Source organism: Panacagrimonas perspica (genome assembly GCF_004364935.1).
Lineage (GTDB): Bacteria > Pseudomonadota > Gammaproteobacteria > Nevskiales > Nevskiaceae > Panacagrimonas > Panacagrimonas perspica.
On the sequence record NZ_SOBT01000008.1, the window covers coordinates 514,232 to 540,422 of the forward strand.

Genomic DNA, 26,191 nt, shown 5'->3' on the forward strand with positions numbered 1-26,191 from the left:
GGGGTGACGACACGCTGTGGGCGGGGCACAGTACGGTATGAGTATCGCGTCGGAGCGTCCGACCCTGATGAAACTGGTGTTGGCCGACGGCCAATCCCTGGTGCGCGCCGGCATCAGGATGCTGCTGCAGAGCGAAGGGCAGGCCGAGGTCGTCGGCGAGGCAGGTGACGGACAGGAATTGCTGGCGCTGATCGCCAAGTTGCGGCCGCGCGCCGCACTGGTGGAACTCGACCTGCCGGTCGTCAACGGTCTCGATGTCCTGGCCCAGGCACGTCGCCACTATCCCGAGGTCGCCGTGCTGCTGCTGGCGGCTCGTCCTGAGCCGGGGCAGGTCCGTTCGGCGCTGCGTCAGGGCGCCGCGGGATTTCTGACCAAGCAGGCCGAACCGCAGGAACTCGGGCTCGCGCTGCGCTCCATCGAGAAGCGGCAGACCTACATCAGCCCCGCCGTGTCGAACCTGCTGCTCGACCGCCGCGACCAGACGCGCATCGAGGACGCGGCGATCCTGACGCATCGTCAGCGGCAGGTCCTGACGCTGATCGGAAAAGGGAAATCCACCAAGGAAATCGCGGCCTTGCTCGGGGTTTCGGTGAAAACGGTCGAGACTCACCGCGCCCGCCTGATGCAGTCCCTGGGCCTGTACGGAACCAACGCCCTGATGCGGACCGCGCTGCGCTGGGGCCTGGATACGCACGAGCACTAGGAGGCCGGAAGCCCGGTTTTCCTGCGCAACGGACCTGGATTCGGGGCCCGGCATGGCTCCTCGAGGTGCCCCGCCAGGATTCTGGCGTGTGTAGGGATATCCCCTACAAACGGTCAGGAAAACACTTCTTAGCGGCGCGGCCGCATTCAACGACGATGACTCCATCAACAGCGGGCAAAACGCCCGAAGGGAGTCGGACCATGAAAGCCAGCCTTGCCATTCGCGCCACCCAGAGCATGGTGCTGACCCCCCAGCTTCTGCAGTCCATCCGGCTGCTGCAGCTCTCGACGCTGGAACTCGAGCAGGAGATCGAACAGGCGCTGGAAGACAACGTGATGCTCGAGGCCGACGAGACCTACGAAGCCGCCGACGAATCCACGATCACCCCCGGTCCGGCCGTCGCCATCGAGACCGAGTCGGTCCCCGAAGCAGCCACCGGCTGCGATGCGGGCGTCCATTCGGAGGTCGAAGCCGACTTCGACTGGTCGAGCAGCGAGAGCTGGTCGGGCGGCGAACCGGCTGATGAAGACGACGAGCCGTGGACATCGCGTACTGCGGCGCCGACCAGCGGCGATGCCCGCGTCGGTGCACTCGAGCAGCTGCGCATGATGGTGCGCACCCGCCGCGAGAGCGCGATCGTGACCGCGATCGTCGAGAACATCGACGACAACGGCTACCTCGAATGCCCGCTGGGCGAGATCGGTTCGCAGCTCGGCGACGACTTCGACGCCACCTCCACCGAACTCGAAGCGGCGCTCACGATGGTGCAGTCGGTCGAGCCGACCGGCTTCGGTGCCCGCAACCTCGTCGAGTGCCTGCGCCTGCAGCTCGAGATCTTGCCGGGCAGCACGCCGGGCAGGGAGCTGGCGCTGTACCTGGTCGCCAATGGGCTGGAACTCGTCGCCGAGCGCCGCCTCGATCAGGTCCGTCGCGAACTGCATGCGAGCGAGGCCGAGATGAAGGCCGCCTTCAACCTCGTGCTCGCGCTGGACCCCAAGCCGGGCGCCTCGCAGGGCGCGCCGGCCGAAGCCGCGATCCCCGACGTGATCGTCAGCGGCCGTCCCGGCGCTTGGCGCGTCGAGCTGAATACCGAACGCCTTCCGCGCATCCGCGTGAACGGCTCGTATGAGCGTGCCATCGCGACGTCGGCTCATCGTGCGCTGAAGGACAAGCTGCAGGAGGCGCGCTGGCTCGTGCGCGGCCTGGAAATGCGCCACGAGACGCTGCTCAAGACCGCCCGCGCGGTGTTCGAGCGCCAGAAGGGATTCCTGGAACACGGCGAAGAACGCATGGTGCCGCTGACCTTGCGCGAGATCGCCGACGCCATCGGCATGCACGAGTCCACCGTCTGCCGCGTGACGACGGCGAAGTTCATCCAGACGCCCTGGGGTGTCTACGACTTCAAGAGCTTCTTCCCCAGCCAGATCACCGGCTCGGACATCGAAGCCTCCGGCACGGCGGTCAAGGCGATGATCCGCCGCATCGTCGACAGCGAGAACCGCCTGAATCCGCTGTGCGACGGCGCCATCGGTGCGCTGCTGCTGCGCCAGGGCATCCGCGTTGCGCGACGTACGGTCGCCAAGTACCGTGAAGCCATGAAGATTGCCCCGGCAACGGCGCGGCGTACCGCTCCGGTGCGGCGTGGTCAGCTCGTGCAGGTGGGCTGAGAGGTGGAGAATAAAGACATGGACAAGCTGCGCACGCTACTGATCGACGACAACAAGGGCTTCGTCGTGCTGGCCAAGCACCTGCTGGCGTCGGTCGCCGAAGTCGACGTGATCGGCTGTGGTTACGACGGTTTCGATGCCGTGCGCATGGCCGAGGAATTGCGCCCCGACCTGATCATCATCGACCTCGCGATGCCCGGCATGGGCGGCCTGCAGGCCACGCGCCTGATCAAGGCGCAGGACTCGCCGCCGCGCGTGATCATCGCCAGCCACTACGACGACGCCAGTCATCGTGAGCACGCGGCCGGCGCGGGCGCAGACGGCTTCGTGAACAAGCAGGAATTCGAACACCGCATCCCCGAGCTCGTCCGCGGCTTCGTTCCCGGGGTGACGCATGCCTGAGTCCAGAGTGCTCGTCGTCGACAACGACGACTCCCGCGCCCAGGCGATTGCGGCCTGTCTCCAGTTCATCGATTACAGCCCTGTCACCGTCGACAGCGTGCAGTCGATCAAGCTGGGCGAACACAAGCCGCAGGACTGGCTTGCCGTGATGGTCGGTGGCGTTGCGGACTGGAACGAGCTCGGCGGTTTCGTCAGCTGGCTCAAGCGCGATCGCTATCACCCGCCGGTGCTGATGCTGCCGCCCAACCACGAGAAGGCGGTAGGCGCGCTCGAACTCGATCGCAGCGCCTGCCTGCCGGTGGACTACCCGGTGAAGTACGCGCAGCTCAACGAACTGCTGCGACGCGCCGGGCTGGTTCGCATGGATCAGCAGGCCGCGACCGTTCGTGTTGCCGGTCCTTCCGGAAATTCGGTCGCGGTCCGTCGCGTGAAGCGGCTGATCGAGCAGGTGGCCTCGCACGACACCACGGTGCTCGTCACCGGTGAATCCGGCACCGGCAAGGAAGTGGTCGCGCGCGCGGTGCACGAACACTCGCATCGTCGCGACAAGCCGTTCGTCGCCGTGAACTGCGGCGCCATCCCGGCCGATCTGCTCGAATCCGAACTGTTCGGTCACGAGAAGGGCGCGTTCACCGGCGCCATCACGACGCGGCGCGGCCGCTTCGAGATGGCCGACGGCGGCACGCTGTTTCTCGACGAGATCGGCGACATGTCGCTGCCGATGCAGGTGAAGATCCTGCGCGCACTGCAGGAACGCACCTACGAGCGCGTCGGCTCCAATCGCAGCCAGCGCTGCGACGTGCGCATCATCGCGGCGACGCATCGCAATCTCGAACAGGCCATCGTCAAGGGCACGTTCCGCGAAGATCTTTTCTATCGGCTCAACGTGTTCCCGATCGAGATGCCGCCGCTGCGCGAACGTCTGGACGATCTGCCGCTGCTGATCGACGACCTGATCGTCAGCCTCGAGAAGAACGGTCACGGCACCGTGGCGCTCGCACCGGCATCGGTCGAGACGCTGCGCACCTACCACTGGCCTGGCAACGTTCGCGAACTGTCGAATCTGGTCGAGCGTCTCGCGGTGCTGCATCCGCGCGCCGTCGTGCAGCCCGGTGATCTGCCGAGCCGCTATCGCGGCGGCGTCCAGGCCACCGCCGTCGTCGAACTGGCTCCGATCGCCAACGAAACCCCGGTCCCCGGACTGGACAGCGTGATGCCGGCCCGCAAAACGGTCGGCGAGTCCGTGCTGCCGCCGGACGGCGTGAACCTGAAGGATCACATCGAGAACATCGAGCTGGCGCTGATCAAGCAGGCGCTCGCGCAGTCCAACGGCGTCGTCGCACATGCGGCGAAGCTGCTGAACACGCGGCGGACGACGCTGGTGGAGAAGCTGCGCAAGTACGGCCTGACGCGGGAACTCGCGAGCGATCCGGAAGCGACGTCGACGGAAGCGTGAGCTGGCCCGGGCGCAACCCGGGGCTGACTTCGCGACCGGATGGGAAACGCCCCGGGTGCAACCCGGGATGCACCAGGTCCGATGGGCGAGAACCCCGACGACTTCGTCCGGGCTACGATTCCGGCGGTCTTCCCCGGGACGTCTGCCATGTGCCGCAACATTCGCACGCTGTTCAACTTCGCGCCGCCCGCGACCGACGACGAGATCCGCGCGGCCTCGCTGCAGTTCGTGCGCAAGCTCAGCGGTTTCAACGCGCCGTCGAAGATCAACCAGGCCGCGTTCGACCAGGCGGTGGAGCAGGTGACCGAAGCCGCGACCTTGCTGATGCAGTCGCTGGTGACCTTGGCGCCGCCCAAGGATCGGGAAGCAGAACGGATCAAGGCGCAGGCGGAATCCGCGCGACGGTTCGGGCGGGCTTGAACGCCGCGTAATAGCCGTAGCCCGGGTGAAACCCGGGGATGCGCTCCGTCGAGAGGAGAATCCCCGGGTTTCACCCGGGCTACGAGTTAGACGCCCGGCGCGCCCGGAAACCCGACGTAATACTGCCCGGTGAGCATGCCGCCATCGACGGCGATTTCCGCTCCACACAGGTAGCTCGAATCGTCGCTCGCGAGGAACAGCGACGTCTTCGCCACTTCCTCCGAATCGCCGACGCGCTGCATCGGCACCATCGTGTAGCGCTTGTTCACGTCGGTCTTCGCTTCCGCGTACGGATTGCCCATCGCGGTGTCGATGCCGCCGGGATGCACGGAGTTCACGCGCACGCCCTTGTGTCCGTACTCCATCGCCGCGACACGCGTCAGGCCGCGAATGCCCCACTTCGACGCGCAGTACGCGCCCAGGCCGTTGGCGCCCTTCATGCCGTCCGCCGACGAGATGTTCACGATGCTGCCGCGGCCGCGCTCGCACATGCGCGCACCGACGGTGCGCACGCCCAGGAACGTACCGGTGAGATTGATGCCGGTAACGCGCTCGAAGTCCGCCTTGTCGGTATCGCGGATCGTCTTGAACAGCAGCACGCCGGCGTTGTTGACCAGCACGTCGATCGGGCCGAAGCGCGATTCGGTCTCCGCGACCAGCGCCTGCCACTGGTCTTCGTCGCGCACGTCGAGATGGCCGAACGCGGCGTTCGCGCCCAGTTCCGCCGCGAGCTTTGCGCCGTCCTCGTCCAGCACGTCGGCGATCATCACCTTGGCGCCTTCCGCGACGAACAGGCGGCAGGTCGCCGCCCCCATGCCGCGTGCACCGCCGGTGACGATCGTGATCTTGTCTTTAATTCTGCCCATGGGGTTCTCGTTGTCTGAGTAGTCAGGAAAAATCTTTCGCCGCAAAGGGCGCAAAGGAAAAGAAAGGACGCAAAGGAATGCGGGTAGCAGCGCGGATGAAGAAGCTGTTCACCTCGCTTCATTTTTCTTTTCTCTGCGTTCTTTCTTTTCCTTTGCGCCCTTTGCGTCCAGGCTTTTTTTAAAAGCTACGGACGCGCGACTACTCGACGACCGCCGGATGCGCGGGATGCGGGCCGCCGAGCATCGGACGATGCGAAGGCGGCTGCCGGCCTTCGTCGCCGACGCTGTATTCCTGCGCCAGCTCCGCTCCGATGTGAACCTGCCCGGACTTCTCGGCGCGCTTCGGATCGCGGTACAGCGCGGCGAGCACGTGGCCGGTGAATTCGGGGGTCTCGGCGATGTCCCAGAACCCCGCGTATTTCTGTGGCTCGGAATCCATGACGCGCTTGGTGCGGTCGGTGCGCAGCATGCCCATCCAGATCGAAACAGCTGCGACGTTGAACGGCTTGAGATCCACGCCCATGTCCTTGGCGAGCTTGTCGACGCCGACTTTCTGCGCGCCGTATCCGGGCCCGTGCATGTAGCAGCTCGCGCCGAACGAGGACGTGAAGGCGATCAGTCCGTTTTTCTTCGCCGCCATCAGTTTCGCGGCGTGCCAGCTCGCGACGTAGGCGGAGCGCAGTCCGACGTCGAGGATGTCGACCATGTCGAGCGGCTTCTCCCAGAACGGACCTTTCTGGATCAGGCTGTCGTGCAGGAACGTCGCGTTGTTGACCAGGATGTCGAGGCCGCCGGACTCCTTCGCGACGCGCTGGAACAACGCTTCGACCTGGGCATCGTCGCGGTGATCGCAGGCCACTGCCACGCCACGGCCGCCGGCGCGGGTCACTGCTTCCGCCGTCTCGTTGATCGTGCCGGGCAGCGGTGCATCGCCGGACTTCAGCGAGCGACCAGTGACGTACACGGTGGCGCCGTGACTGCCCAGCGCGATCGCAATGCCCTTGCCCGCGCCACGCGAGGCTCCGGTGACGACGGCAGTGACGCCTTTGAGTGAGTCGGACATCTGGTTTCTCCCCTTCGTATAGCTGGAATGTTCAGGACGACGGCGTCGTCGTGTCGCGCAACTGGTACTTCAGAACCTTGCCCGACGGATTCGTCGGCAGCTGCGCCACGAACACCACCGAGCGCGGCACCTTGTAGTTCGCCATCTGTTCGCGGCACCACGCGATCAGCGCGGCTTCGTCGAGCGTCTGTCCGGGACGCAGCACGACATAGGCGCGACCGACTTCGCCGAGGCGCTCGTCTGGCACGCCGACGACGGCGCTCTGCGCGATGGCGGGATGCGCGGCCATCTGCCGTTCGATTTCGGCCGGATAGCAGTTGAAGCCGCCAGTGATGTAGAGATCTTTCAGCCTATCCGTGATGCGCAGATAGCCGCGCGTATCGAGCACACCGATGTCGCCGGTGTGCAGCCAGCCGTCCGCGTCGATCGTCTCGCGCGTCGCCGCGGGATCGTCGAGATAGCCCTGCATCACGTTGTAGCCGCGCACGACGATCTCGCCCGATTCGCCGGCGGGGACCGGCTGGTTCTGCGGATCGACGCAGCGCATCTCGACGCCGGCCACCGCCTTGCCCGAGGTCAGCGCGATGGTCTGGGCGTCGTCGCCGCCTTCGCACAGCGATACGACGCCACAGGTTTCTGTCAGGCCGTAGCCGGTGAGCACGAGCTTGAAGCCCAGCTCCGCGCGGATGCGCTCGATCAGGCTGGGCGCGATCGCGGCGGCGCCGGTGATCGTCGCGCGCAACGAGGAGAGGTCCGTCGATGCGCGCTCGGGATCGTTGAGCAGCGAGACGAACAAGGTCGGAGGGCCGGGCAGCACCGACACGCGATCGCGCGCGATCCGGTGCAGCACGGCTTTCGCGTCGAAGACCGCGTGCGGCAGCACGGTGAGACCGGCGAGCACGCCGCCGAGCCAGCCGACTTTGTAGCCGAAGGCGTGGAAGAAGGGATTGACGATCAGGTAGCGGTCTTCCGGCACCAGCCCGACGGCGGCCGACCACGCCGCGATCGTGCGCAGGTTCTGCGCCTGCGTCGTCATGACGCCCTTGGGCCGGCCGGTCGTACCGGACGTGAACATCACGTCCATCAGGTCGCTGCCCTGGACGGCGTTCTCGGCCTCGCGCAGGCACGATTCGGAAACCGTGTCCGCCTTCAGCAGGAAATCCTGCCAGGAGAGTTCGCCGTCACGCGTTTCGTCGAAGACCACGACGGAGGCGAGCGTCGACGTGCGATGCGGTGCGAGCAACGCGGGATAGTCGGTGTCGAGAAAGCGGCCGGCGCAGAACAGCAGCTTCGCGCAGCTGCGCGCGAGGATGTCGCCGGCCTCGGCGCCTTTCATGCGCGTGTTCACCGGCACGATCGCTGCGCCGATCGAATGTGCTGCGAGGCCGGCGACGATCCATTCGAGGCGATTGGGCGACCAGATCGCGATGCGGTCGCCGCGAACCACGCCGTGGGCGAGCAGGGCGCGCGCGGCGATGCGGCGCTGCGCGTCGAGTTCGGCGTAGCTCAGCGACGAGCCGTCTTCGGTGACGACGGCGATACGCGCGGAATGACGTTCAACCGAACGCGCGAGTGCCGAGAGAACCGTCGTCACTTGCGGATTCATTCGCCCTCTCCGCGCGTGCGGGGAGAAGGCGGGGTGAGAGGGGCCCGCAATACGAGAGCGGGCACGACGCCCAAAAGCCGCCCCTCACCCAGGCCTTCTCCCCATCGATGAAGCCGACGGGGAGAGGGAGAAAAGCGGATCAGTCCGCCCACATCAGGTATCCGTTGTCGATACGCATCTCCGCGCCATTCACGAAGCGCGACTCGTCTGACGCGAGGAACAGCACGAGGTTGGCGATGTCCTCGGGCTTGGCCATGCGCGCCATCAGCTGCTTGGGATCCTTCTCGCGGATGTATCCGGGCTTGCCGCTGCCGAGCCGCTTCGTCGTCATGACCATCGGCGTCATGATTCCGTCCGGATGCACCGAGTTGCAGCGGATCGGATAGAGCTGGGCACGACAGTGGGCGGCGACGCTGCGCGTCAACGCGGCGACGGCGCCTTTCGAGGCGCTGTAGGCGGCCGTCGACGACTGCCCACCGATGCCCGCCATCGACGACATGTTCACGATCGAACCGCTCGGGCGTTCGCGCATCGCGGCCAGGCCGTACTTGCAGCCCAGGAAGTAGCCGTCCGAGTTGACGCGCTGGACCTTCTGCCACAGCTCCAGCGTCGTGTCCTCGATCGTCGCCATCGCCAGGATCGCGGCGTTGTTGACGAGGATGTCGAGGCCGCCGAAGTGCTCCTGCGTCTGCTTGATGGCGCCGATCCAGTCCTCTTCCGAGGAGATGTCGTGGCGCACGAACAGCGCGTTCTCGGTGCCGATGTCGGCGGCGACCGCGCGACCGGCCTCCTCGTTGACGTCGGTCAGCACGACGCGCGCGCCTTCCCGAGCCAACAGCAGCGCATCAGCCTTGCCGACGCCGCTCGCGGCGCCGGTGATCAACGCGACCTTTCCGCTTACTCGTCCCATCTTGTCGCTCCCTTTGCGCCTTTGCGGTGAATATTTTTCGGTGTCGCGTAAGTTGTCAGCTAAACCTCAACCGCCAGCCGCATGCCGTCCCGCCCGTCGCCCCGACCACAGGCAATCCGCAAGCGACAGGCCGCTCACGTAATGGTTGGACGCGATTCCCACCGCGGTGCGCCCAGCAGCATAGAGACCCGGGATCGGTTGCGACTGCGCGTCGACGACGCTGTTGCTGTCCTCGTCCACGCGCAGTCCGCCGAGCGTGATCGCCGGGCAGGGGAACATGCGGTTCGTCACCGCGATGTCGAGCGCGTAGAACGGCCCCTGGTGCAGGCGCGCGCGCATGTCGTCGGCCTTGCCCAGCACATCGGCGGCGCCGCTCGAGGCGTCCGCGTCGTAGCGTGCGATGGTCTCGCGCAGTGCCTGTGGCGGGACGCCGATCTTCGACGCCAGTTCTTCGGGCGTGTTTCCACGCTGCGCGAACAGCATCAGCAGCAGCGCCGGATATTTCTGGAACGGCCAGGCCTTCGACTTCAGGCACTCGCGGATCGCGGCCTTGCGCAGCGGCGCATCCAGGATCAGCCAGGCCTTGCCGCCGTGGTTCTCGACCATCTCGACGCCCAGGCGCGCGCCGTACACCTGCTCGTTGCAGAAGCGCACGCCGAGACCGTTGACGACGATGCCCCGAGGCAGGTTCTGCGGCGGATTGATGAAACGCCAGGCCGAGACCTTTTCCATGCGCGTCGGCACGCCGCCGACCGATTCGCCCAGGCGGATGCCGCTGCCATCGCAACCGGTGGCGCCCAGGCGCAAGGTGCCGCGGTACTTCGGCGCGTTCTGCGCGACCATCTCGCGATTGAAGATGAAGCCGCCGGTGCACAGGATCACGCCGCGGCGCGCGCGGATCGTGACGTGTCGGGCAACCCGCGTCTCCAGCACCAGCGCCTTGGCGCGCAGACCGTCGGCCCAGCCGGGAAACAGGTTGTGGACCTTTTCCGCGCGTTCGATCAGGCGCTGATGGTGCAGGGCCAGCGCCGATCCGGCGTCGAAGCCGGCGGCCTCGGCGCCCACGATGCGGCCCTGCGCGTCCTGCAGCAGCCGGCGCACCGAGAACTGCTCGATCACCGGGATCTCGAGTTGCCGGATACGCGTGCGCAGGTGCTCGAACAGGTTCTTGCCGGACATCCAGGTGCCTTGCGCGCGATGCCCGCGCGGTGCCGGTTCGGCGTGCGCGGCGAAGGCGGGCACCGGCTCGTTGCCGGAGTAGTACAGGTAGGTGCCGTCGGGCGGATACGAGGTCTTCGGCGGCGGAACCGTGGAGTCGAAGCAGGCGCCGGTGGATTCCAGCCATTCGATCAGGCCGCGGCTGTCGTCGCAGAAGCGCTTGAGCTGCTCGTCGCTGACCGCGTCGCCGGTCTCGTTGCGCAGGTAGCGGAACATCGCGTCCGCCGTGTCCGCGTAGCCGAAGTGCCGTTGCTGGCGCGTGCCGCCGCCGGCGTAGACGACGCCGCCGCTGAGCGCGGTCGCGCCGCCGCCGCCGAAGCGGTCCAGGATCACCACGTCGGCGCCGGCCTCGCGGGCGGCGATCGCAGCGGCCGCGCCGGCGGCCCCGAAGCCCACCACCAGCACGTCGCATTCGCGGTCGTAGCGAGTCGACGCGGGGTCGGCCACCGTCAGCGGGGCCTCGATCGGCAGGGTGCCGTCCGGTTTTGCGGGAGTGGGCGAGGACGAATCGGACACGAAGAAGCCGGGGGCGGGAACCTGTGCGAATGGTTTGCGAAGCGCGCGGGTGTAGCGTCGTCCGATGGGGTGAGCAGCAAAGGCGCCCGTGGCTCGGGTGAAACCCGGGATTGCGCTCCGTATGCGAGGGGAACCCCGGGTTTCACCCGAGCTACGGTGGTGATCGTCTCCCCTGTATGGGTGAAGAGAACAACCGCCTTGGCCGCGAATAATCTCGCATCGAGGAATGACCGGGACGGCATGAACATGGGCGACATCCAGCGGCTGGCTTACACGGTGGCGCAGACCACCGATGCGGCGAAGTGGAAGCACTTCGGCGAGCAGGTGCTGGGCATGGCCGTGACGCTGACGCCGGACGGCGGGGCGCGGATCAAGATGGACCGCCGCGACTTCCGCATCGCGATCGAACAGGGTGCCGAAGACCGCTATCTCGTTTCGGGCTGGGAGACGGCCGACCACATCGGCTTCGAGTCCACGCTGGCCGCGTTGCGCAAGGCCGGCGTCGAGATCACCGAGGGTTCCGACGAACTCCGCGCCGCACGCTGCATGGATCGCGTGGTCCGTTTCCGTGACCCCGCCGGCAACGCGCATGAACTCGGCTACGGCTACACCGGGGGACAGCAGAACTTCGTCTCGCCGATCGGCCACACCGGCTTCAAGACCGGCATCTACGGTGTCGGCCACACGGTGCTGCCGGCGATCCCGTTCGACGCGACCCTGGCGTTCTACAAGGACGTGCTCGGCTTCGGGCTGTCGGACGTCTTCAACTTCCAGCCGGGTCCCGGTGCGCCCGTCATGCGCATCTACTTCCTGCACGCCGCCTGCGGCCGCCACCACAGCGTCGCACTGGCCGAGATGCCGATGCCCAGCGGATGCGTGCACATGATGGTGGAGGTCAACTCGATGACCGAGGTGGGCCTCGCGCAGGACCGCGCGACGAAGCACGGCGTGAAGTTCATGGCCACGCTCGGCGAGCACGAGAACGATCGCATGACCTCGTTCTACATCATGACGCCGGGCAACTTCGCGCTCGAGTACGGTTTCGGCGGCATCAGCGTGGACCCGAAGACCTGGACGACGACCGAAACCAAACAGGTCTCGATCTGGGGCCACGACTTCTCGGTGGGCTACCGCTGATGAGCCTGAACAAGGAACTGACGGCCACGCAGGCCGTCGCGCAGATCCGCGACGGCATGACGATCGGCGTCGGCGGCTGGGGCCCGCGGCGCAAGCCGATGGCGCTCGTGCGCGAACTGCTGCGCACCGATGTGAAGGACCTGACCGTGGTGGCCTACGGCGGTCCCGAGGTCGGCATGCTGTGCGCGGCCGGCAAGGTGCGGAAGCTCGTGTACGGCTTCGTCACGATGGATGCGATTCCGCTGGAGCCGCACTTTCGCAAGGCGCGCGAGAGCGGCGCGATCGAGATCCTGGAACTCGACGAGGGCATGTTCGAGTGGGGCCTGCGCGCCGCCGGCATGCGCATGAGTTTCCTGCCGACGCGTTGCGGCCTGGGCACCGACGTGCTGGCGCGCAACCCCGAGCTCAAGACCGTCGCTTCGCCGTACGCCGACGGCGAGGTCTACATCGCGATGCCGGCGCTCAAGCTCGACGTGGCGCTGCTGCACGTCAACGAAGCGGACCGTCTGGGCAATACGCTGATCAAGGCACGTGATCCGCTGTTCGACGACCTGTTCGCGCGCGCGGCCGATCGTTGCTTCGTCAGCACCGAGAAGCTGGTCGACCGCTTCCGGCTTTCCGCCGACGAGGCGCGCTTCAACCTGTTCGAGCGCTCCCTCGTGCACGGCGTGGTCCACGCGCCCTGTGGCGCGCACCCCACCTACAACGGTCCGGACTACGGCTGGGACATGGAACACCTGAAGCGCTACAACGCGTCGGGCGCGGAAGAAGGCGGCTGGCAGAAGTACGTCGAGGAATTCGTGGCCGTGACCGAGAGCGAGTACCTGGCGAAGAACGGCGGTGCCGAGCGCATCGCCAAACTCAAGACACCGGTGTTCTGAGATGACGACGCAAGCCGACGTAGGGTGCGCCATGCGCACGCGATCCAGATTTCCGCAAGTGGCGAAGCGCGCATGACTGCCACGCTCGCAGAGTTGATGATCGTCGCCGCCTCGGAGTGCTGGCGCGGTGACGGCGAGGTGCTCGCCTCCGGCATCGGCATCGTGCCGCGGCTGGGAGCGAGCCTCGCCAAGCTCACGCACGCGCCCGAGTTGCTGATGACGGATTCCGAGACGATGCTCGTCTCCGAGCCGATCCCGCTCGGACCGCGCGGCGACTACGTACCCAGGTACGAGGGCTACCTGTCGTTCAACCGGGTCTTCGAATGCGTCTGGGGCGGCAAGCGCCACGCGATGATCGGACCGACGCAGGTCGACCGTTTCGGCCAGTCCAACCTGTCCGTCGTCGGCGGCACCTATCAGAAGCCCAAGTCGGCGATCCTCGGCGTGCGCGGCCTGCCGGGCAACCAGATCAACCATGCCAATTCGTTCTTCATCCCGAACCACGGCCCGCGCGTGTTCGTGGCCGGCGAAGTCGACATGGTCTCGGGCCCCGGCTACAACCCGGCGCGTTTCGCGCCCGGCATGCGCATGGACTTCATCGACCTGCGCCGCATCGTCACCGACCTGTGCGTGATGGACTTCGGCGGACCGGAGCACGCGGTGCGCGTGCGCTCGCTGCATCCGGGCGTCACGTTCGAGCAGGTGCAGGCGGCCACCGGCTTCCCGCTGCTGCAGGCGCCGAACCTCGGCGAGACGCCGCTGCCGACCGACGAGCAGCTGTCGATCATCCGCGGCCTGGATCCGCATGGCCTGCGCGCATCGACGGTCAAGAACGATCCGCCGGCACGGAGGGCCTCGTGATCGGTCCTGCGCTCGACCGGTCTGCCGGGTATCGCAGCCGATCTCGGACTGCGGGCGTTTTGTCGGGGCTGACGCCCCTCCTGCATGGGAGGTTTCGATGAGCGATCTCGTACCTCCCAAGCAGGTCGACATCACGTACGAAACCGAAGAACCGGTGCTGTATCGCGTCGAGGACGGCGCGGCCTGGGTCACGATGAACCGGCCGCAGTTCCACAACGCGCAGAACTCGCAGATGACGTACGCGCTCGACGCGGCGTTCCAGCGCGCGGTCAGCGACGACGCGGTGAAGGTCATCGTGCTCGCGGGCAACGGCAAGCACTTCTCCGCCGGCCACGACATCGGCACGCCCGGTCGCGACCTGCACAAGACGTTCGAGCGCAAGCACCTGCTGCCGGATCACACCAACAAGCCGGGCGCCGAACTGCTGTACACGCGCGAGCAGGAGGTCTACCTCGGCATGTGCCGGCGCTGGCGCGACGTGAGCAAGCCGACCGTGGCGATGGTGCAGGGTGCCTGCATCGCCGGCGGCTTGATGCTCGCCTGGGTGTGCGATCTGATCGTCGCCAGCGAGGACGCCTTCTTCCAGGACCCGGTGCAGCGCATGGGGATTCCGGGTGTCGAGTATTTCGCGCACGCGTTCGAACTGCCGCCGCGTGTCGCCAAGGAATTCCTGCTGCTCGGCGAGCGCATGCCGGCGCAGCGCGCGTACAACTTCGGCATGGTCAACCGCATCGTGCCGCGCGATCAGCTCGAGGCCGAGGTCAAGGGCGTCGTCGCGAATCTCGCGCAGAAGGGTCGCCTCGGAATGTGGCTGACCAAGCAGGCGATCAATCACGTCGAGGAACTGCGCGGCAAGCGCACCGCGATGGACGCCGTGTTCCACATGCACCACTTCGCGCATGCGCAGAGCGACCTGACCACCGGCAATCCGCTGGGTGGGCAGGACGCGAAGAGCATGGCCGCGGGCAACAAGAAGCAGGGTGGGGATTGAGCGTGGGCGTAGCTTATCCAGAAGCTTTCAACGCAGAGGCGCAAAGGACGCTGAGATCGCGTGACGGATCGCGCGCTGTCCCCCAGCTGTTGCCGTTCTCTGCGGCCTCTGCGCCTCTGCGTTCAACCGCGTTTTCCCCCGCGACATGAGCACACTGCTCGACACGCCGCTGACGCAGCTGCTCGGCTGCCGCTACCCGATCGTGCAGACTGCGATGGGCTGGATCGCCGACGCCAAGCTGACGGCGGCGACGAGCAACGCAGGCGGCTTCGGCTTCCTCGCTGCGGCCGTGATGTCGACGGCCGAGTTCGATGCGGCGATCGCGAAGCTGCGCGAGCTGACGCCGCACCGCTTCGGCGTGAACTTCCACATGTTCCAGCCCAATGCAGCCGAGATCATCGAGCGCGTCATCGCCAATGCCGACCGCGTGCGCGCCGTGTCCTACGGCCGCGGGCCGGATGCGAAGACGATCAAGCGCCTCAAGGACGCCGGCGTGCTGTGCATGCCCACCGTCGGCGCACTGAAGCACGCGCAGAAGGCCGTCGAACTGGGCGCCGACCTCATCACCGTGCAGGGCGCCGAGGGCGGTGGGCATACCGGCTCGGTGCCGACGACCCTGCTGCTGCCGCAGGTGCTCGATGCCGTGAAGATCCCGGTGGTCGCTGCCGGCGGATTCCACAGTGGTCGCGGCCTCGCGGGCGCACTCGCGTTCGGCGCGGCCGGCATCGCGATGGGCACGCGCTTCCTGATGACGGCGGAGTCGCCGGTGCCGCGCGAAACGCTCGCGAAATATCTCGCGGTGAAGGAGCCGGCGAACATCCGTGCATCGACCGCGATGGACGGCCTGCCGCAGCGCATGATCGACAACCCCTACCTGCTGCGACTCGAAAGCGGCGGCCTGCTGCATCGCCTGCTGGTTGCGCTGTCCAGCGCATGGCAATGGCGCGCACATACCGGCATGACGGTCGGGCACATGCTCAGGACGTTCTTCGCCGCGCTGCGCGAAGGCGACTCGGCGATCCAGACGCTGATGTCGGCCAATGCGCCGGTGATCATCCAGCGCGCGATGGTGCAGGGGCGTCCCGATGAGGGCGTGCTGCCGAGCGGGCAGGTGGCGGCGGTGATCGATTCGCTGCCGGCTGTCGATGCGTTGATCCAGGCGATCGTGCGCGAAGCGGAGAGGCAGCTCGAAGCCGTAACGCGTCGTAGCCCGGACGAAGTCCGGGATGCGCCCGCTCAGAAAATTGCGAATGCCCCGGACTTCGTCCGGGCTACGGAGGCATCGTGACGCCTTTCAAGACCACGATCACCGACGGCATCGCCGAACTCGTGATCGACCGCCCGCCGGTCAACGCGCTCAACGACGCCGGCTGGCACGCGCTCGCCGACGAGATTCTGCGCCTGGGCAGCGAGCCCGCGGCGCGCGTGATCGTGATTCGCGCCGAAGGGCGCGGATTCTGCGCCGGCGTCGACATCAAGGAACTCGACGCGCATCCCGAGAAGATCATCTCGGTGAACGCCGGCAACTACCGCAGCTTCGAGGCGGTGCATCGCAATCCGCTGCCGGTGATCGTCGCCGTGCATGGCTTCGTGCTCGGCGGTGGCATCGGACTGGCCGGCGCGGCGGACATCGTCGTCGCCAGCGAGGACGCGACGTTCGGTGTGCCGGAAGTCGATCGCGGCGCGATGGGCGGCGGCGCGCACCTGCAGCGGCTGTTCCCGGTGCAGAAGGTGCGCATGATGTATTTCACCGGCGATTCGATCACCGCGGCCGAAGCGCATCGGCTCGGCGCCGTGGAGCGCGTGGTTCCCAAGACTGAGCTGCGCGACGCTGCGCTGGCCATCGCGACCAAGATCGCGGCGAAGAGCACGGCGATGATCCGGCTCGCCAAGGAATCGCTGAACGGCATCGAGGACGGCAACCTCGAGAACAAGTACCGCTGGGAGCAGGGCTTCACCTTGCAGGCCTATGCGAGCAAGGACTCCGCCGAGACCCGCCGTGCCTTCGTCGAGAAGCGCGAAGCGAACTTCGAGAAGAAACCATGAGACTGGAATACACGGAACGCCAGAAAGCGTTTCGCAAGGAAATACGCGACTGGCTCGCGGCCCACGTGCCCAAAGAGCCATTGCGCAGCTTCGACACCGAAGAAGGTTTCGCGCAGCACCGCGCCTGGGAACGCAAGCTGTCGGGCGCGAGCCTGTCGGCCGTGACGTGGCCGCGCGACCTGGGTGGCCGAGGGCTCGATCTGATCGAGTGGCTGACGTTCGAGGAAGAGTACTGGCGCGCCAACGCGCCGCTGCGCGTCAACCAGAACGGCATCTTCCTGCTGGCGCCGACGCTGATGGAGCACGGCACCGAGGAGCAGAAGAAGCGCTTCCTGCCGCGCATGGCGGACGGCAGCGACATCTGGGCGCAGGCCTGGTCGGAGTCGGGCGCCGGTTCCGACATGGCCGCGATCCGCTGCAAGGCGGTGCGCGACGGCGATCACTACGTGCTGAGCGGCTCGAAGATCTGGTCGACGCGCGCGGTGTGGGCCGACTGGTGCTTCGGCCTGTTCCGCAGCGATCCCGCGTCGTCGCGACACCACGGCCTGAGCTTCCTGCTGCTGCCGCTGAAGCTGCCGGGCATCACGATCCGGCCGATCAAGCAGCTCAACGGGCTGCCGGGATTCGCCGAGATCTTCTTCGACGACGTTCGCGTGCCCGCGGACAACCGCATCGGCGAGGAAGGGCAGGGCTGGAACATCGCGATGGCGACGGCCGGCTTCGAACGCGGCCTGATGCTGCGTTCGCCCGCCCGTTTCCAGCAGACGGCGAAGCGCTTGGTGGATCTCTACCAGCAGAACCGTGCGACGGCCGACGCCGATCCCGCCATCCGCGACGCCGTGCTCAAGGCCTGGATGGATGCCGAGGCCTACGCGCTGGCGACCTATGCCACCGCCAGCCGTCTGGCGCGCGGTGGACAGATCGGCGCCGAGGCGAGCACCAACAAGATCTTCTGGTCGGAACTCGACGTGTCGATGCACGAGGCGGCGATGAGCATTCTCGGCGCGCGCGCCGAACTGATGCCGCATGCGCCCGACGCACAAGGCGTCGAGGGCTGGCTCGACGGCTTCCTGTTCTCGCTGGCGGGGCCCATCTACGCGGGCACCAACGAGATCCAGCGGAACATCATTGCCGAGCGCATGCTCGGGTTGCCGAGGGCCTGAACCGTGGACTTCACCTTCGACGACCAGCAGCTCGCCTTCCGCGACGCGATCCGCAAATTCCTGATGGTCGAGGCCGCGCCCGAGTGGCTGCGCGAGATCTGGGAAACCCGTTCGGGCCGCTCGCTCGATCTGCGCACCAAGCTCGCCGACCAGGGCCTCACCGCGATCTCGGTTCCCGAGCCGCACGGCGGCATGGGCCTGGGCGATCTGGACTGGGTGCTCGCGCAGCAGGAACTGGGTTACTACGCGATTCCCGATTCGCTGAACGACACCGCGTACCTCGCGGTGGATCTGCTGAAGCGCCTTCCGGCCGGCCATGCGCTGGCCGCGCAATGGCTGCCCCGCATCGCGCAGGGCACCGCGCGCATCGCGATCGCGCATCCGGTGAATCCGTTCACGGCGGACGCGGAGAATGCCGACCTGCTGCTGCTCTGGCACGAGGACGAGATCCACGCGCTGAAGCCGGCGCAGGCGAAGCTGACGCTCAACGAGAGCATCGACATGTCGCGCCGGCTGTATCGCATCGACTGGACGCCCACCGCGAGCAGCCGCGTCTGCGACGCCTCCGCGGGTCGTGCGATCTGGGAAGACCTGCTGAATCGCGCGGGCCTTGCGCTGGCGGCGCAGCTGGTCGGCCTGGCATCGCGGATGCTGGACCTGGGCATCGATCACTCGGTGAACCGCAAGCAGTTCGGCAAGCCGGTGGGTTCGTTCCAGGCCGTGAAGCACCACATGGCCGATGTCGCGGTGAAGATCGAGTTCGCCCGTCCGGTCGTGTATCGCGCCGCCTACGCGATGCAGAAGGGACAGGCCGATCGCGCCGTGCATGTCTCGCACGCGCGGCTCGCGGCCGGTGAGGCCGCGCGGCTGGCGGCCCGGCGCAGCATCCAGGTCCACGGCGCCATGGGCTACACCTGGGAAGCCGATCTGCAGATGTTCATGAAAAGGGCCTGGGCGCTGGAGGCGAACTGGGGCGATCGCAGCTTCCACAAGGCGCGGGTCGCCGCCCATGTCCTGGATCCGGTTGCAGAGCTCGGACCCGCCCATACTTTCTAAGGGGAGCCGGCGGTGCAGCTGCGTCGCCGGCGCGAGATAATCGCGCTCCCCTGAATTCAACCGAACCCGGAGACACCATGGCCGAAGCCTATATCGTCGATGCGCTGCGCACGCCCACGGGCAAGCGCAAGGGCAGCCTTGCCAACGTTCACCCCGCCGATCTGGGTGCCTTCGTGCTCAAGACGCTGGTCGGCCGCAATGCCGTGCCGGCAGACGACATCGAGGACGTCGTGTTCGGCTGCCTCGACGCCATCGGCCCGCAGGCCGGCAACATCGCGCGCAGCTGCTGGCTCGCCGCAGGCCTGCCGATGCACGTGCCGGGCGTCACCATCGACCGCCAGTGCGGCTCCTCGCAGCAGGCGGTGCACTTCGCCGCGCAGGCCGTGATGTCGGGCACCAGCGACGTGATCATCGCCGGCGGTGTGCAGAACATGACGATGATTCCGATCATGTCGGCCGCGTTCGCCGGCAAGCCGCTGGGCATTCCCGATCCGTACTCGGGTTCCAAGGGCTGGACCGAGCGCTTCGGCACGGCCGAGGTCTCGCAGTTCAACGGCGCCGAACTGATGTGCGAGAAGTGGGGCCTGTCGCGCCAGGATCTCGAGAAGTTCGCGCTGGAAAGCCACAACCGCGGTCGCAAGGCGATTGCCGAAGGCCGCTTCGATCGCGAGGTCGTGCCATTCAACGGCCTGGCCATGGACGAGACCACGCGCGAGACCTCGCTCGAGCAGATGGCCAAGCTCGAGACGCTGCGTCCGGGCGGCAAGATCACGGCCGGCGTCGCCAGCCAGATCGCAGACGGCGCCTCGGCGGTGCTGATCGCCAACGACAAGGCGGTGAAGAAGTACGGTCTCAAGCCGCGCGCACGCATCCATCACATCAGCGTCTATGCCGATGATCCCGTCATGATGCTGTCGGCGCCGATGCCGGCGACGCGTTATGCGCTGAAGAAGGCCGGCATGAAGATGTCGGACATCGATCTGGTCGAGATCAACGAGGCCTTCGCACCGGTGCCTCTGGCCTGGCTCAAGGAACTGGACTACCCGCACGCGCAGACCAACGTCAACGGCGGCGCCATCGCGCTGGGCCATCCGCTGGGCGCCACCGGCACCAAGCTGATGACCACGTTGCTGCACGAGCTGGAGCGCACCGGCAAGCGCTACGGCCTGCAGACGATGTGCGAAGGCGGCGGCGTGGCGAACGTCACGATCATCGAGCGGCTGTAAAAGAAGAACGGCAGCACCGTAGCCCGGGTGCAACCCGGGGCTTTTTTCTCCGCTGGACGGAAGAAGCCCCGGGTTGCACCCGGGCTACGTCGTTTCCGGGCCGTGGATCTGGACCCCGTCCATCCGGCTGAAGCCAGCACGGCCACAGGCACCGACACTTCGCGAAGTCCTGAATTTCCCGAATCCGGAGCAACCCGTGGGCATCTGCGACAACCGCAGCATCATCGTCACCGGCGCAGGTGGCGGCCTCGGCCGGGCCTACGCGCTCGCGCTCGCCGCCGAGGGCGCCGGCGTGCTGGTCAACGACATCCGCCGCGAGGCCGCGGATGTCGTCGTGTCGGAGATCGTCGCGGCCGGCGGCAAGGCAGCCGGTAACAGCGACGACATCACGTCGATGGCCGGCGCGGCGAACATCGTCGCGGCCGCCGTGGAGACCTTCGGCGACGTGCACGGCGTCGTCAACAACGCCGGCATCGTGCGCGACCGCATGTTCACGTCGCTGTCGGAAGACGACTGGGACCTCGTCGTGAAGGTGCATCTCAAGGGGCACTTCTGCATCGCCAGCACGCTGGCCAGGCGCTGGCGCGACCAGGTCAAGGCGCGCGGCGCGAAGATCGACGGCCGCATCATCAACACGAGCTCGGGCGCCGGTCTGCAGGGCTCGATCGGGCAGAGCAACTACGCGGCGGCCAAGGGCGGCATCGCGAGCCTGACCCTGGTGCAGGCGGCCGAACTGGGCCGCTACGGTGTCACCGCCAACGCGCTGGCACCGGCCGCGCGCACGAGCATGACCGAAGGACCGTTCGGCGAGCTGATGAGGACGCCGGAAGACGGCAGCTTCGATCACTACGCGCCGGAGAATGTCGCGCCGATCGTGGTCTGGCTGTGCAGCCCGTATTCCGCGCACGTCAGCGGCAAGGTGTTCGAGGTCGAAGGCGGCAAGCTGGCGATCGCGACCGGCTGGCACGGCGGCCCCGGCCGCGACAAGAAGGCGCGCTGGAATCCGGAAGAGCTCGGCGAGATCGTCGACGCGCTGGTGGCCGAGGCTCCGCCGGCGCAGAAGGTGTTCGGGACCTAGGGATCGCCGACGGAGATTCTGTCGGGGCTGACGCCCCTCCTACGAACATCTTCACCCTGTAGGAGGGGCGTCAGCCCCGACCGCCCCTCCGGAGCCTGCGCAGCGTTTCCCCGGAAAGGGACGGCCGCCGACCCCTCGGCCCGAGCCGCATGCGACGATCCATCGCTCCGCTCTCCCAGGACCCGCGCCCGATGAACTCCGACGTTTGCGAGACACCCGCGCTGCGCATGGGATTCATCGCCGGCGGACCTGCCGACGGCGTCCCGGTGCTGCTGCTGCACGGCTGGCCGGACGATGCCAGCACCTGGGATGCCATCGCGCCTGCGCTTCACGCCGCCGGCTTTCGCACGATCGCGCCGTGGCTGCGCGGCTTCGGGCCGACGCGGTTCCGCTCCGGCACGACGATGCGTTCCGGCGAGATCGCCGCGATGGCGCAGGACGTCCTCGACTTGGCGGACGCGCTCGGGCTTGATCGCTTCGCCGTCGTCGGTCACGACTGGGGTGCGCGCATCGCCTACCTGCTCGCTGCCACCCATCCGCAACGGCTGACGCATTGCGCGGCGCTGTCGCTCGGATGGTCTCCGGGCAAGCTCGCCACGCCGGGCTTCGAGCAGGCAAGGGCGTTCTGGTACCAGTGGTTCCTGGCGACCGATCGCGGTGCCGAAGCGCTGCGCACGCAGGGCAAGGCCTTCGCCCGCCAGATGTGGGACACCTGGAGTCCGACCGGCTGGTTCGACGACGCGACGTTCGCGGCCGTCGCGCGCTCGTTCGAGAATCCGGACTGGGCGGACATCACGCTGCATTCGTACCGCGTGCGCTGGGAAGGCGCCGCGAAGGACCCCGCGCATGCCGCGCTGTCGAATCAGGCGCTGCAGGCCCGCCAGATCCTCGTGCCGACGCTGACGATCCAGGGCGGCGACGACCGCTGCATCCTGCCGTTCACGTCGGAAGGCAAGGAGGCTCACTTCGGCGCGTCCTACGAGCGCCACGTGCTCGACGGTGTCGGCCATTTCCCGACGCGCGAAGCGCCGCAGCGCGTCGGCGAGCAGCTCTGCATGTTCCTGATGCGCAACTGAGCGAGCGACGAACCTGCCGGACCCTTCCGCCCCGGACCGGTCACCCCAACGGGTGATGAGACCGCGCGCTGCGCCGCCAATAATCGCGACATGACGTTTGCCCTTGGCGAAGACCAGATCCTGATCCGCGACGCGGCGGCAGACTTCCTTGCGGACGCCAGCGACAGCACGGCCGTGCGTCGCGCGATGGACAGCGAGCAGGGCTACGACGACGCGACCTGGCAGCGCATCGCGCAGGAACTCGGCTGGTGTGCGCTGGCTGTCGGCGAGGCGCACGGCGGACTCGGGCTCGGCGCCGTCGAATCGATGCTGCTGTTCGAGCAGGCCGGTCGGCGCCTGCTGTGCGCTCCGTTGTTCGCCACCGCGGGGCTGGCGATTCCGCTGCTTTCGCAGATCGCGGAGCTGTCTTCATCGTCAGCCGCATCGCAGGCGCTGGGCGACATTGCGCGTGGCGCGACGCGCTTCGGCGTCAGCCTGCCCAGTCAGCCGGACTGGACCGTGACCGCGGTGACCGCCGAGCGCGAATCCGGACGCTGGCGCGTGGACGGCGAACTGCCGGCGGTCGTCGACGGCGCGAGCTGCGACCAGTTGCTGTTCTTCGCCATCGTCAACGGCGAGAAGTGCGGGCTGTTCATGGCGCCGCGCGACGCCGAAGGCGTGGTGACACAGGCGCTCGAAGGCTGGGATCGCGGTCGACGCTTCAGTCGCGTGCGCTTCGAACAGGTTCGCTCGGCGCAGCGCCTGGATGCCGACGGTGTCGCACCGGCCGCCCTGCGCAGGGCGACGGCACTCGCGCGCCTGAACCTGGCGGCCGAACAACTCGGCAGTGCGCAAGCCTGCCTCGACATGACGGTGGACTACGTTTCCACCCGCAAGCAGTTTGGTCGACCCATTGCTGGATTCCAGGCGGTGAAGCATCGCTGCGCGGAAATGATGGTGCGGGTGGAGGCGCTGCGATCTGCGGTCCACGGCGCCGCCGTCACGGCCGACGCGGCAGCGAACGACGACGGAACGGAACTGGAACTCGCTTGCGCCGCTGCGAGAGCTTCGGCGAGCGACACGGCCTTCTGGTGCGCGCAGGAAGCCATCCAGCTCCACGGCGGCGTCGGCTTCACCTGGGAATACGACCCGCAGCTTCATTTCAAGCGTGCCCAGGCGGCGGTCGGCTGGCTGGGCCGGCCCGACGCGCTGCGCGAGCACATCGCCAGCACGCTGCTGGACGAAGGCGAGGCGCCGAGTCTTCCGAAGCCCGAAGGCTTTCGCGCCGAAGTCGCCGGCTGGATGCAGGCGCACCTCACGGGACGATTCGAAACGCTGCGTCATCGGGGCGGCCCGGGCGACGAGGAATTCGAGCCGGCGCTGCGCAAGGAGTGGGAGCGCGAACTCGCGGCCGGCGGCTGGACCTGCGTGGGCTGGCCGGCCGAAGCCGGCGGCCGCGCGCTGTCGATCGACCAGCAGGTGATCTTCCACGAGGAATACGCGCGTGCCGGCGGACCGGGACGGATGGGTCACATCGGCGAGGGGCTGATCGGCCCCGCGCTGATCCATTTCGGAAGCGCGGAGCAGAAGGCGCAGTTCCTTCCCGAGATCGTCGCCGGACGCTGCTTCTGGGCGCAGGGCTACTCGGAGCCGAATGCCGGATCGGACCTCGCCAACGTGCAGACGCATTGCTGGCAGGAAGCGGATGGATCGTGGCGCGTGCAGGGCCAGAAGATCTGGACCTCGCTCGCGCACGAGTCGGACTGGATCTTCGTGCTCGCGCGTTGTGAGCCCGGCTCGAAGGGCAACAAGGGCCTCGCGTTCCTGCTGATGCCGCTGCGGCAGCCGGGTATCGAGATCCGCCCGATCCGCCAGATGGGCGGCGGCGCCGAATTCAACGAAGTGTTCTTCGACGGTGCGCTTGCAGAGGCACAGCATCTGGTCGGCCAACCCGGGGACGGCTGGAAAGTGGCGATGGGCCTGCTCGAGGTCGAGCGGGGTGTTTCCACGCTGGGCCAGCAGATGCACTTCGCGCACGAGCTCGAGCGGATCATCGCGGCGGCCAGGCGCAACGGCACGGCGCGCGACCCCGTGATCCGCCAGCGCATCGCCAGCGCGTCGATCGGGCTGCGCGTCATGCGCGCCAACGCGCTGCGCATGCTGGCCGACGGCGCCGAAGTGGGTCTGCGTCGCGAGGCGCTGATCTACAAATACTACTGGTCCAACTGGCACCGTGATCTCGGCAAGCTGGCGATGGACGTGCTCGGGGAAGAAGGCGCCGTGGTATCGCAAGACCCGGCGATCCGCTCGCTGCAGCAGATGTTCTTCTTCTCGCGCTCGGACACGATCTACGCGGGAACCAACGAGATCCAGCTCAATCTGATCGCGGAGCGCGGACTGGGCATGCCGCGCGAAGCAAGGCCAGCGTCCCCGTAACCCGGACGACGTAGCCGTCGTAGCCCGGACGAAGTCCTGGGTGGCCCTAGCAAAACGAACCGCAACCACGGACTTCGTCCGGGCTACAAAAAATACGCCATCAGGCGCGACACGAATTCCTGTGCACGCAGCCACCACGACCGCCGCCGCCACCGCCGCCGCTCGAACGCCACCGAGACCGCGATGTCGTCCTCGAACATACGGTTCATCTGCCGCGCGAACGCACGATCGACGATGACGGCATTGGCCTCGTTGTTGTGCAGCATGCTGCGCCAGTCGAGATTCGCGGAACCGACGGTGGACCACAGGCCATCGACGGACGCCGTCTTCGAATGCATCACCGGGCCCTGGCGTTCGTAGACCTGGACGCCGCCGCGCAACAGGCGTCCGTAGTACGAGCGCCCGAGGTGGAAGATCGCCCACGAATCCGCCTTGCAAGGAAGCACCATGCGCACTTTCACGCCGCGGCGCGCGGCGCGCGTCAGCGAGCGCAGCAGACGGCGATCCGGAGCGAAGTAGGCGACCGTGAGATTGACGTGCGATTGCGCGTGATCGATGGCCGAGATCAGCGTCGCGAAGATCGGATTCTTCTGGTCGTCGTAGACGCTGCCGATGGCGCGCACGCGGGCGTGGCCGGACGAGGGGATCGGGTCCGGGAAAAAGCCGGACGGGTCGAGCGGCTCGTCCGAATGCCGCCGCCAGGTCTCGACGAACAGATCCTGGAACTGCGCGGCCGCGGGGCCTTCGATTCGCAGATGGGTATCGCGCCAGCCGGCGTCGATGACGTCGCCGTTGGAACCGGGTGCGTGCCGCGCCGAGGGAACGCTCGAATAGGTATCACTGATGTTGATGCCGCCGACGAAGGCGATGCGACCGTCGACGATCAGCATCTTGCGGTGATCGCGGTTGTTGATCCGCCAGAGCCGCGGATTCTTCGCCGCGGGATTGATCGGATGGAACTCCAGCAGCCGCACGCCTGCCGATCGCAAGGCGTCGAAGAAGGATCCCGGCACGCCGAGCGTGCCGATGCTGTCGTAGATCAGGGTCACACGTACGCCGGCGCGGGCGACGCTCTGCAGGACGCTCGAGAAATGCCGCCCCACGACGCCGTCGTCGAAGATATAGGTCTCGAGGTTCACGTGACTGCGCGCTCGCTCGATCGCGTCGAGCATCGCCGCGTAAGTCGCAGGACCGTTCTGCAGCAGCGTGACGCGATTGCCGTCCATGAGCGGTTGTCGCGGATTGAGGCGGGCCTCGCAGTCCAGGTGCTCTCGCAACGAAGGCGGATCGTCGTCCGAACGCGCGGCGCTCATGACGTCGAGACCACGAAAGACGGACTGGCGCAAATCGGCCGCGTGCACGGCGGCACCGGGAGAAGACGCGGACTCAAGATCGTCCGCGTGGAGATGCGCGAGGCGGCGCTCGAGCACGATC

General features: G+C 67.3%; 23 protein-coding genes and 1 pseudogene. 18 read left to right on the plus strand and 6 right to left on the minus strand.

Annotation, left to right across the window (positions count from 1 at the left end; translation table 11 throughout):
* Positions 1-67 precede the first annotated feature (67 nt).
* The 5 genes from DFR24_RS02320 (at position 68) to DFR24_RS02340 (ending at position 4,648) form a co-directional block, all read left to right on the plus strand.
* Positions 68-703 carry a response regulator gene (locus DFR24_RS02320; protein WP_162850991.1) on the plus strand — a complete coding sequence of 212 codons (636 nt, stop codon included), beginning with the start codon at positions 68-70 and terminating at the stop codon, positions 701-703.
* 200 nt (positions 704-903) lie between these two features.
* A complete protein-coding gene (rpoN, locus tag DFR24_RS02325; protein ID WP_133879735.1) occupies positions 904-2,370 on the plus strand; it encodes an RNA polymerase factor sigma-54 in 1,467 nt (488 codons plus the stop codon).
* An 18-nt stretch (positions 2,371-2,388) separates the two neighbouring features.
* The gene (locus DFR24_RS02330) at positions 2,389-2,772 is read left to right on the plus strand and encodes a response regulator (protein ID WP_133879736.1); all 384 of its coding nucleotides are present in this window, start codon (positions 2,389-2,391) and stop codon (positions 2,770-2,772) included.
* Complete coding sequence (locus DFR24_RS02335; RefSeq protein WP_133879737.1) at positions 2,765-4,228, plus strand: sigma-54 dependent transcriptional regulator; 1,464 nt, start codon at positions 2,765-2,767, stop codon at positions 4,226-4,228. Before DFR24_RS02330 ends, DFR24_RS02335 begins: the two co-directional genes overlap by 8 nt.
* Positions 4,229-4,375: 147 nt before the next feature.
* A complete protein-coding gene (locus DFR24_RS02340) occupies positions 4,376-4,648 on the plus strand; it encodes a DUF2277 domain-containing protein (RefSeq protein WP_133879738.1) in 273 nt (90 codons plus the stop codon).
* An 86-nt stretch (positions 4,649-4,734) separates the two neighbouring features.
* On the opposite strand, the gene DFR24_RS02345 is transcribed toward DFR24_RS02340, so the two are convergent.
* The 5 genes from DFR24_RS02345 to DFR24_RS02365 form a co-directional block, all read right to left on the minus strand.
* Entirely contained in the window at positions 4,735-5,514 is a 780-nt protein-coding gene (locus DFR24_RS02345) for an SDR family NAD(P)-dependent oxidoreductase (protein WP_133879739.1), read from the minus strand.
* Between the two features lie 199 nt (positions 5,515-5,713).
* Positions 5,714-6,577 (minus strand): SDR family NAD(P)-dependent oxidoreductase, encoded by an 864-nt coding sequence (locus DFR24_RS02350; protein WP_133879740.1) that lies wholly within the window; start codon positions 6,575-6,577, stop codon positions 5,714-5,716.
* 31 nt (positions 6,578-6,608) lie between these two features.
* Positions 6,609-8,183: a FadD3 family acyl-CoA ligase gene (locus tag DFR24_RS02355; RefSeq protein WP_133879741.1), complete on the minus strand. Its 1,575-nt coding sequence runs from the start codon at positions 8,181-8,183 to the stop codon at positions 6,609-6,611.
* A gap of 139 nt (positions 8,184-8,322) precedes the next feature.
* Positions 8,323-9,093, minus strand: a complete 771-nt coding sequence (locus tag DFR24_RS02360; protein WP_133879742.1) for an SDR family oxidoreductase — start codon at positions 9,091-9,093, stop codon at positions 8,323-8,325.
* Between the two features lie 66 nt (positions 9,094-9,159).
* Positions 9,160-10,827, minus strand: coding sequence for an FAD-binding protein (locus DFR24_RS02365; protein ID WP_133879743.1), 1,668 nt, complete (start codon positions 10,825-10,827; stop codon positions 9,160-9,162).
* 246 nt (positions 10,828-11,073) lie between these two features.
* Here DFR24_RS02365 and DFR24_RS02370 point away from each other — a divergent pair, with 246 nt between their 5' ends.
* From DFR24_RS02370 to DFR24_RS25245, 13 genes and pseudogenes are all read left to right on the plus strand, one after another.
* Positions 11,074-11,964, plus strand: a complete 891-nt coding sequence (locus DFR24_RS02370) for a VOC family protein (protein WP_133881429.1) — start codon at positions 11,074-11,076, stop codon at positions 11,962-11,964.
* 5 nt (positions 11,965-11,969) lie between these two features.
* A complete protein-coding gene (locus DFR24_RS02375; RefSeq protein WP_133881430.1) occupies positions 11,970-12,845 on the plus strand; it encodes a CoA transferase subunit A in 876 nt (291 codons plus the stop codon).
* 72 nt (positions 12,846-12,917) lie between these two features.
* Positions 12,918-13,706: a CoA-transferase subunit beta gene (locus DFR24_RS02380; RefSeq protein ID WP_133879744.1), complete on the plus strand. Its 789-nt coding sequence runs from the start codon at positions 12,918-12,920 to the stop codon at positions 13,704-13,706.
* A gap of 97 nt (positions 13,707-13,803) precedes the next feature.
* Positions 13,804-14,697, plus strand: coding sequence for an enoyl-CoA hydratase (locus DFR24_RS02385; protein WP_133879745.1), 894 nt, complete (start codon positions 13,804-13,806; stop codon positions 14,695-14,697).
* Between the two features lie 145 nt (positions 14,698-14,842).
* Positions 14,843-15,985, plus strand: coding sequence for an NAD(P)H-dependent flavin oxidoreductase (locus DFR24_RS02390; protein ID WP_133879746.1), 1,143 nt, complete (start codon positions 14,843-14,845; stop codon positions 15,983-15,985).
* The gene (locus DFR24_RS02395) at positions 15,979-16,743 is read left to right on the plus strand and encodes an enoyl-CoA hydratase family protein (protein ID WP_133879747.1); all 765 of its coding nucleotides are present in this window, start codon (positions 15,979-15,981) and stop codon (positions 16,741-16,743) included. Before DFR24_RS02390 ends, DFR24_RS02395 begins: the two co-directional genes overlap by 7 nt.
* The gene (locus DFR24_RS02400) at positions 16,740-17,906 is read left to right on the plus strand and encodes an acyl-CoA dehydrogenase family protein (protein WP_133879748.1); all 1,167 of its coding nucleotides are present in this window, start codon (positions 16,740-16,742) and stop codon (positions 17,904-17,906) included. The genes DFR24_RS02395 and DFR24_RS02400 overlap by 4 nt, the downstream gene beginning before the upstream one ends.
* Positions 17,907-17,909: 3 nt before the next feature.
* Positions 17,910-18,962 (plus strand): acyl-CoA dehydrogenase family protein, encoded by a 1,053-nt coding sequence (locus DFR24_RS02405; RefSeq protein WP_133879749.1) that lies wholly within the window; start codon positions 17,910-17,912, stop codon positions 18,960-18,962.
* 77 nt (positions 18,963-19,039) lie between these two features.
* Complete coding sequence (locus DFR24_RS02410) at positions 19,040-20,188, plus strand: acetyl-CoA C-acetyltransferase (RefSeq protein WP_133879750.1); 1,149 nt, start codon at positions 19,040-19,042, stop codon at positions 20,186-20,188.
* A gap of 196 nt (positions 20,189-20,384) precedes the next feature.
* Complete coding sequence (locus DFR24_RS02415; RefSeq protein ID WP_133879751.1) at positions 20,385-21,266, plus strand: SDR family oxidoreductase; 882 nt, start codon at positions 20,385-20,387, stop codon at positions 21,264-21,266.
* A gap of 191 nt (positions 21,267-21,457) precedes the next feature.
* On the plus strand, positions 21,458-22,342 hold the full coding sequence (locus DFR24_RS02420) for an alpha/beta fold hydrolase (protein ID WP_133879752.1): 885 nt from the start codon (positions 21,458-21,460) through the stop codon (positions 22,340-22,342).
* A 90-nt stretch (positions 22,343-22,432) separates the two neighbouring features.
* Positions 22,433-23,545: pseudogene (locus DFR24_RS25240) on the plus strand (acyl-CoA dehydrogenase family protein); the annotation flags it as partial.
* Positions 23,546-23,557: 12 nt separating this feature from the next.
* On the plus strand, positions 23,558-24,757 hold the full coding sequence (locus DFR24_RS25245; protein ID WP_366518896.1) for an acyl-CoA dehydrogenase family protein: 1,200 nt from the start codon (positions 23,558-23,560) through the stop codon (positions 24,755-24,757).
* A gap of 83 nt (positions 24,758-24,840) precedes the next feature.
* Here the strand turns inward: DFR24_RS25245 and DFR24_RS02430 are convergent, their stop codons facing one another.
* The gene (locus DFR24_RS02430) at positions 24,841-26,187 is read right to left on the minus strand and encodes a phospholipase D-like domain-containing protein (protein WP_133879754.1); all 1,347 of its coding nucleotides are present in this window, start codon (positions 26,185-26,187) and stop codon (positions 24,841-24,843) included.
* Positions 26,188-26,191 lie beyond the last annotated feature (4 nt).

Excerpts from the sequence above, each read along its gene's own strand:
- DFR24_RS02320 (WP_162850991.1), top strand. The coding sequence starts at position 68 with ATGAAACTGGTGTTGGCCGACGGCCAATCCCTGGTGCGCGCCGGCATC.
- rpoN (WP_133879735.1), top strand. The coding sequence starts at position 904 with ATGAAAGCCAGCCTTGCCATTCGCGCCACCCAGAGCATGGTGCTGACC.
- DFR24_RS02330 (WP_133879736.1), top strand. The coding sequence starts at position 2,389 with ATGGACAAGCTGCGCACGCTACTGATCGACGACAACAAGGGCTTCGTC.
- DFR24_RS02335 (WP_133879737.1), top strand. The coding sequence starts at position 2,765 with ATGCCTGAGTCCAGAGTGCTCGTCGTCGACAACGACGACTCCCGCGCC.
- DFR24_RS02340 (WP_133879738.1), top strand. The coding sequence starts at position 4,376 with ATGTGCCGCAACATTCGCACGCTGTTCAACTTCGCGCCGCCCGCGACC.
- DFR24_RS02345 (WP_133879739.1), bottom strand. The coding sequence starts at position 5,514 with ATGGGCAGAATTAAAGACAAGATCACGATCGTCACCGGCGGTGCACGC.
- DFR24_RS02350 (WP_133879740.1), bottom strand. The coding sequence starts at position 6,577 with ATGTCCGACTCACTCAAAGGCGTCACTGCCGTCGTCACCGGAGCCTCG.
- DFR24_RS02355 (WP_133879741.1), bottom strand. The coding sequence starts at position 8,183 with ATGAATCCGCAAGTGACGACGGTTCTCTCGGCACTCGCGCGTTCGGTT.
- DFR24_RS02360 (WP_133879742.1), bottom strand. The coding sequence starts at position 9,093 with ATGGGACGAGTAAGCGGAAAGGTCGCGTTGATCACCGGCGCCGCGAGC.
- DFR24_RS02370 (WP_133881429.1), top strand. The coding sequence starts at position 11,074 with ATGGGCGACATCCAGCGGCTGGCTTACACGGTGGCGCAGACCACCGAT.
- DFR24_RS02380 (WP_133879744.1), top strand. The coding sequence starts at position 12,918 with ATGACTGCCACGCTCGCAGAGTTGATGATCGTCGCCGCCTCGGAGTGC.
- DFR24_RS02385 (WP_133879745.1), top strand. The coding sequence starts at position 13,804 with ATGAGCGATCTCGTACCTCCCAAGCAGGTCGACATCACGTACGAAACC.
- DFR24_RS02390 (WP_133879746.1), top strand. The coding sequence starts at position 14,843 with ATGAGCACACTGCTCGACACGCCGCTGACGCAGCTGCTCGGCTGCCGC.
- DFR24_RS02400 (WP_133879748.1), top strand. The coding sequence starts at position 16,740 with ATGAGACTGGAATACACGGAACGCCAGAAAGCGTTTCGCAAGGAAATA.
- DFR24_RS02410 (WP_133879750.1), top strand. The coding sequence starts at position 19,040 with ATGGCCGAAGCCTATATCGTCGATGCGCTGCGCACGCCCACGGGCAAG.
- DFR24_RS02420 (WP_133879752.1), top strand. The coding sequence starts at position 21,458 with ATGAACTCCGACGTTTGCGAGACACCCGCGCTGCGCATGGGATTCATC.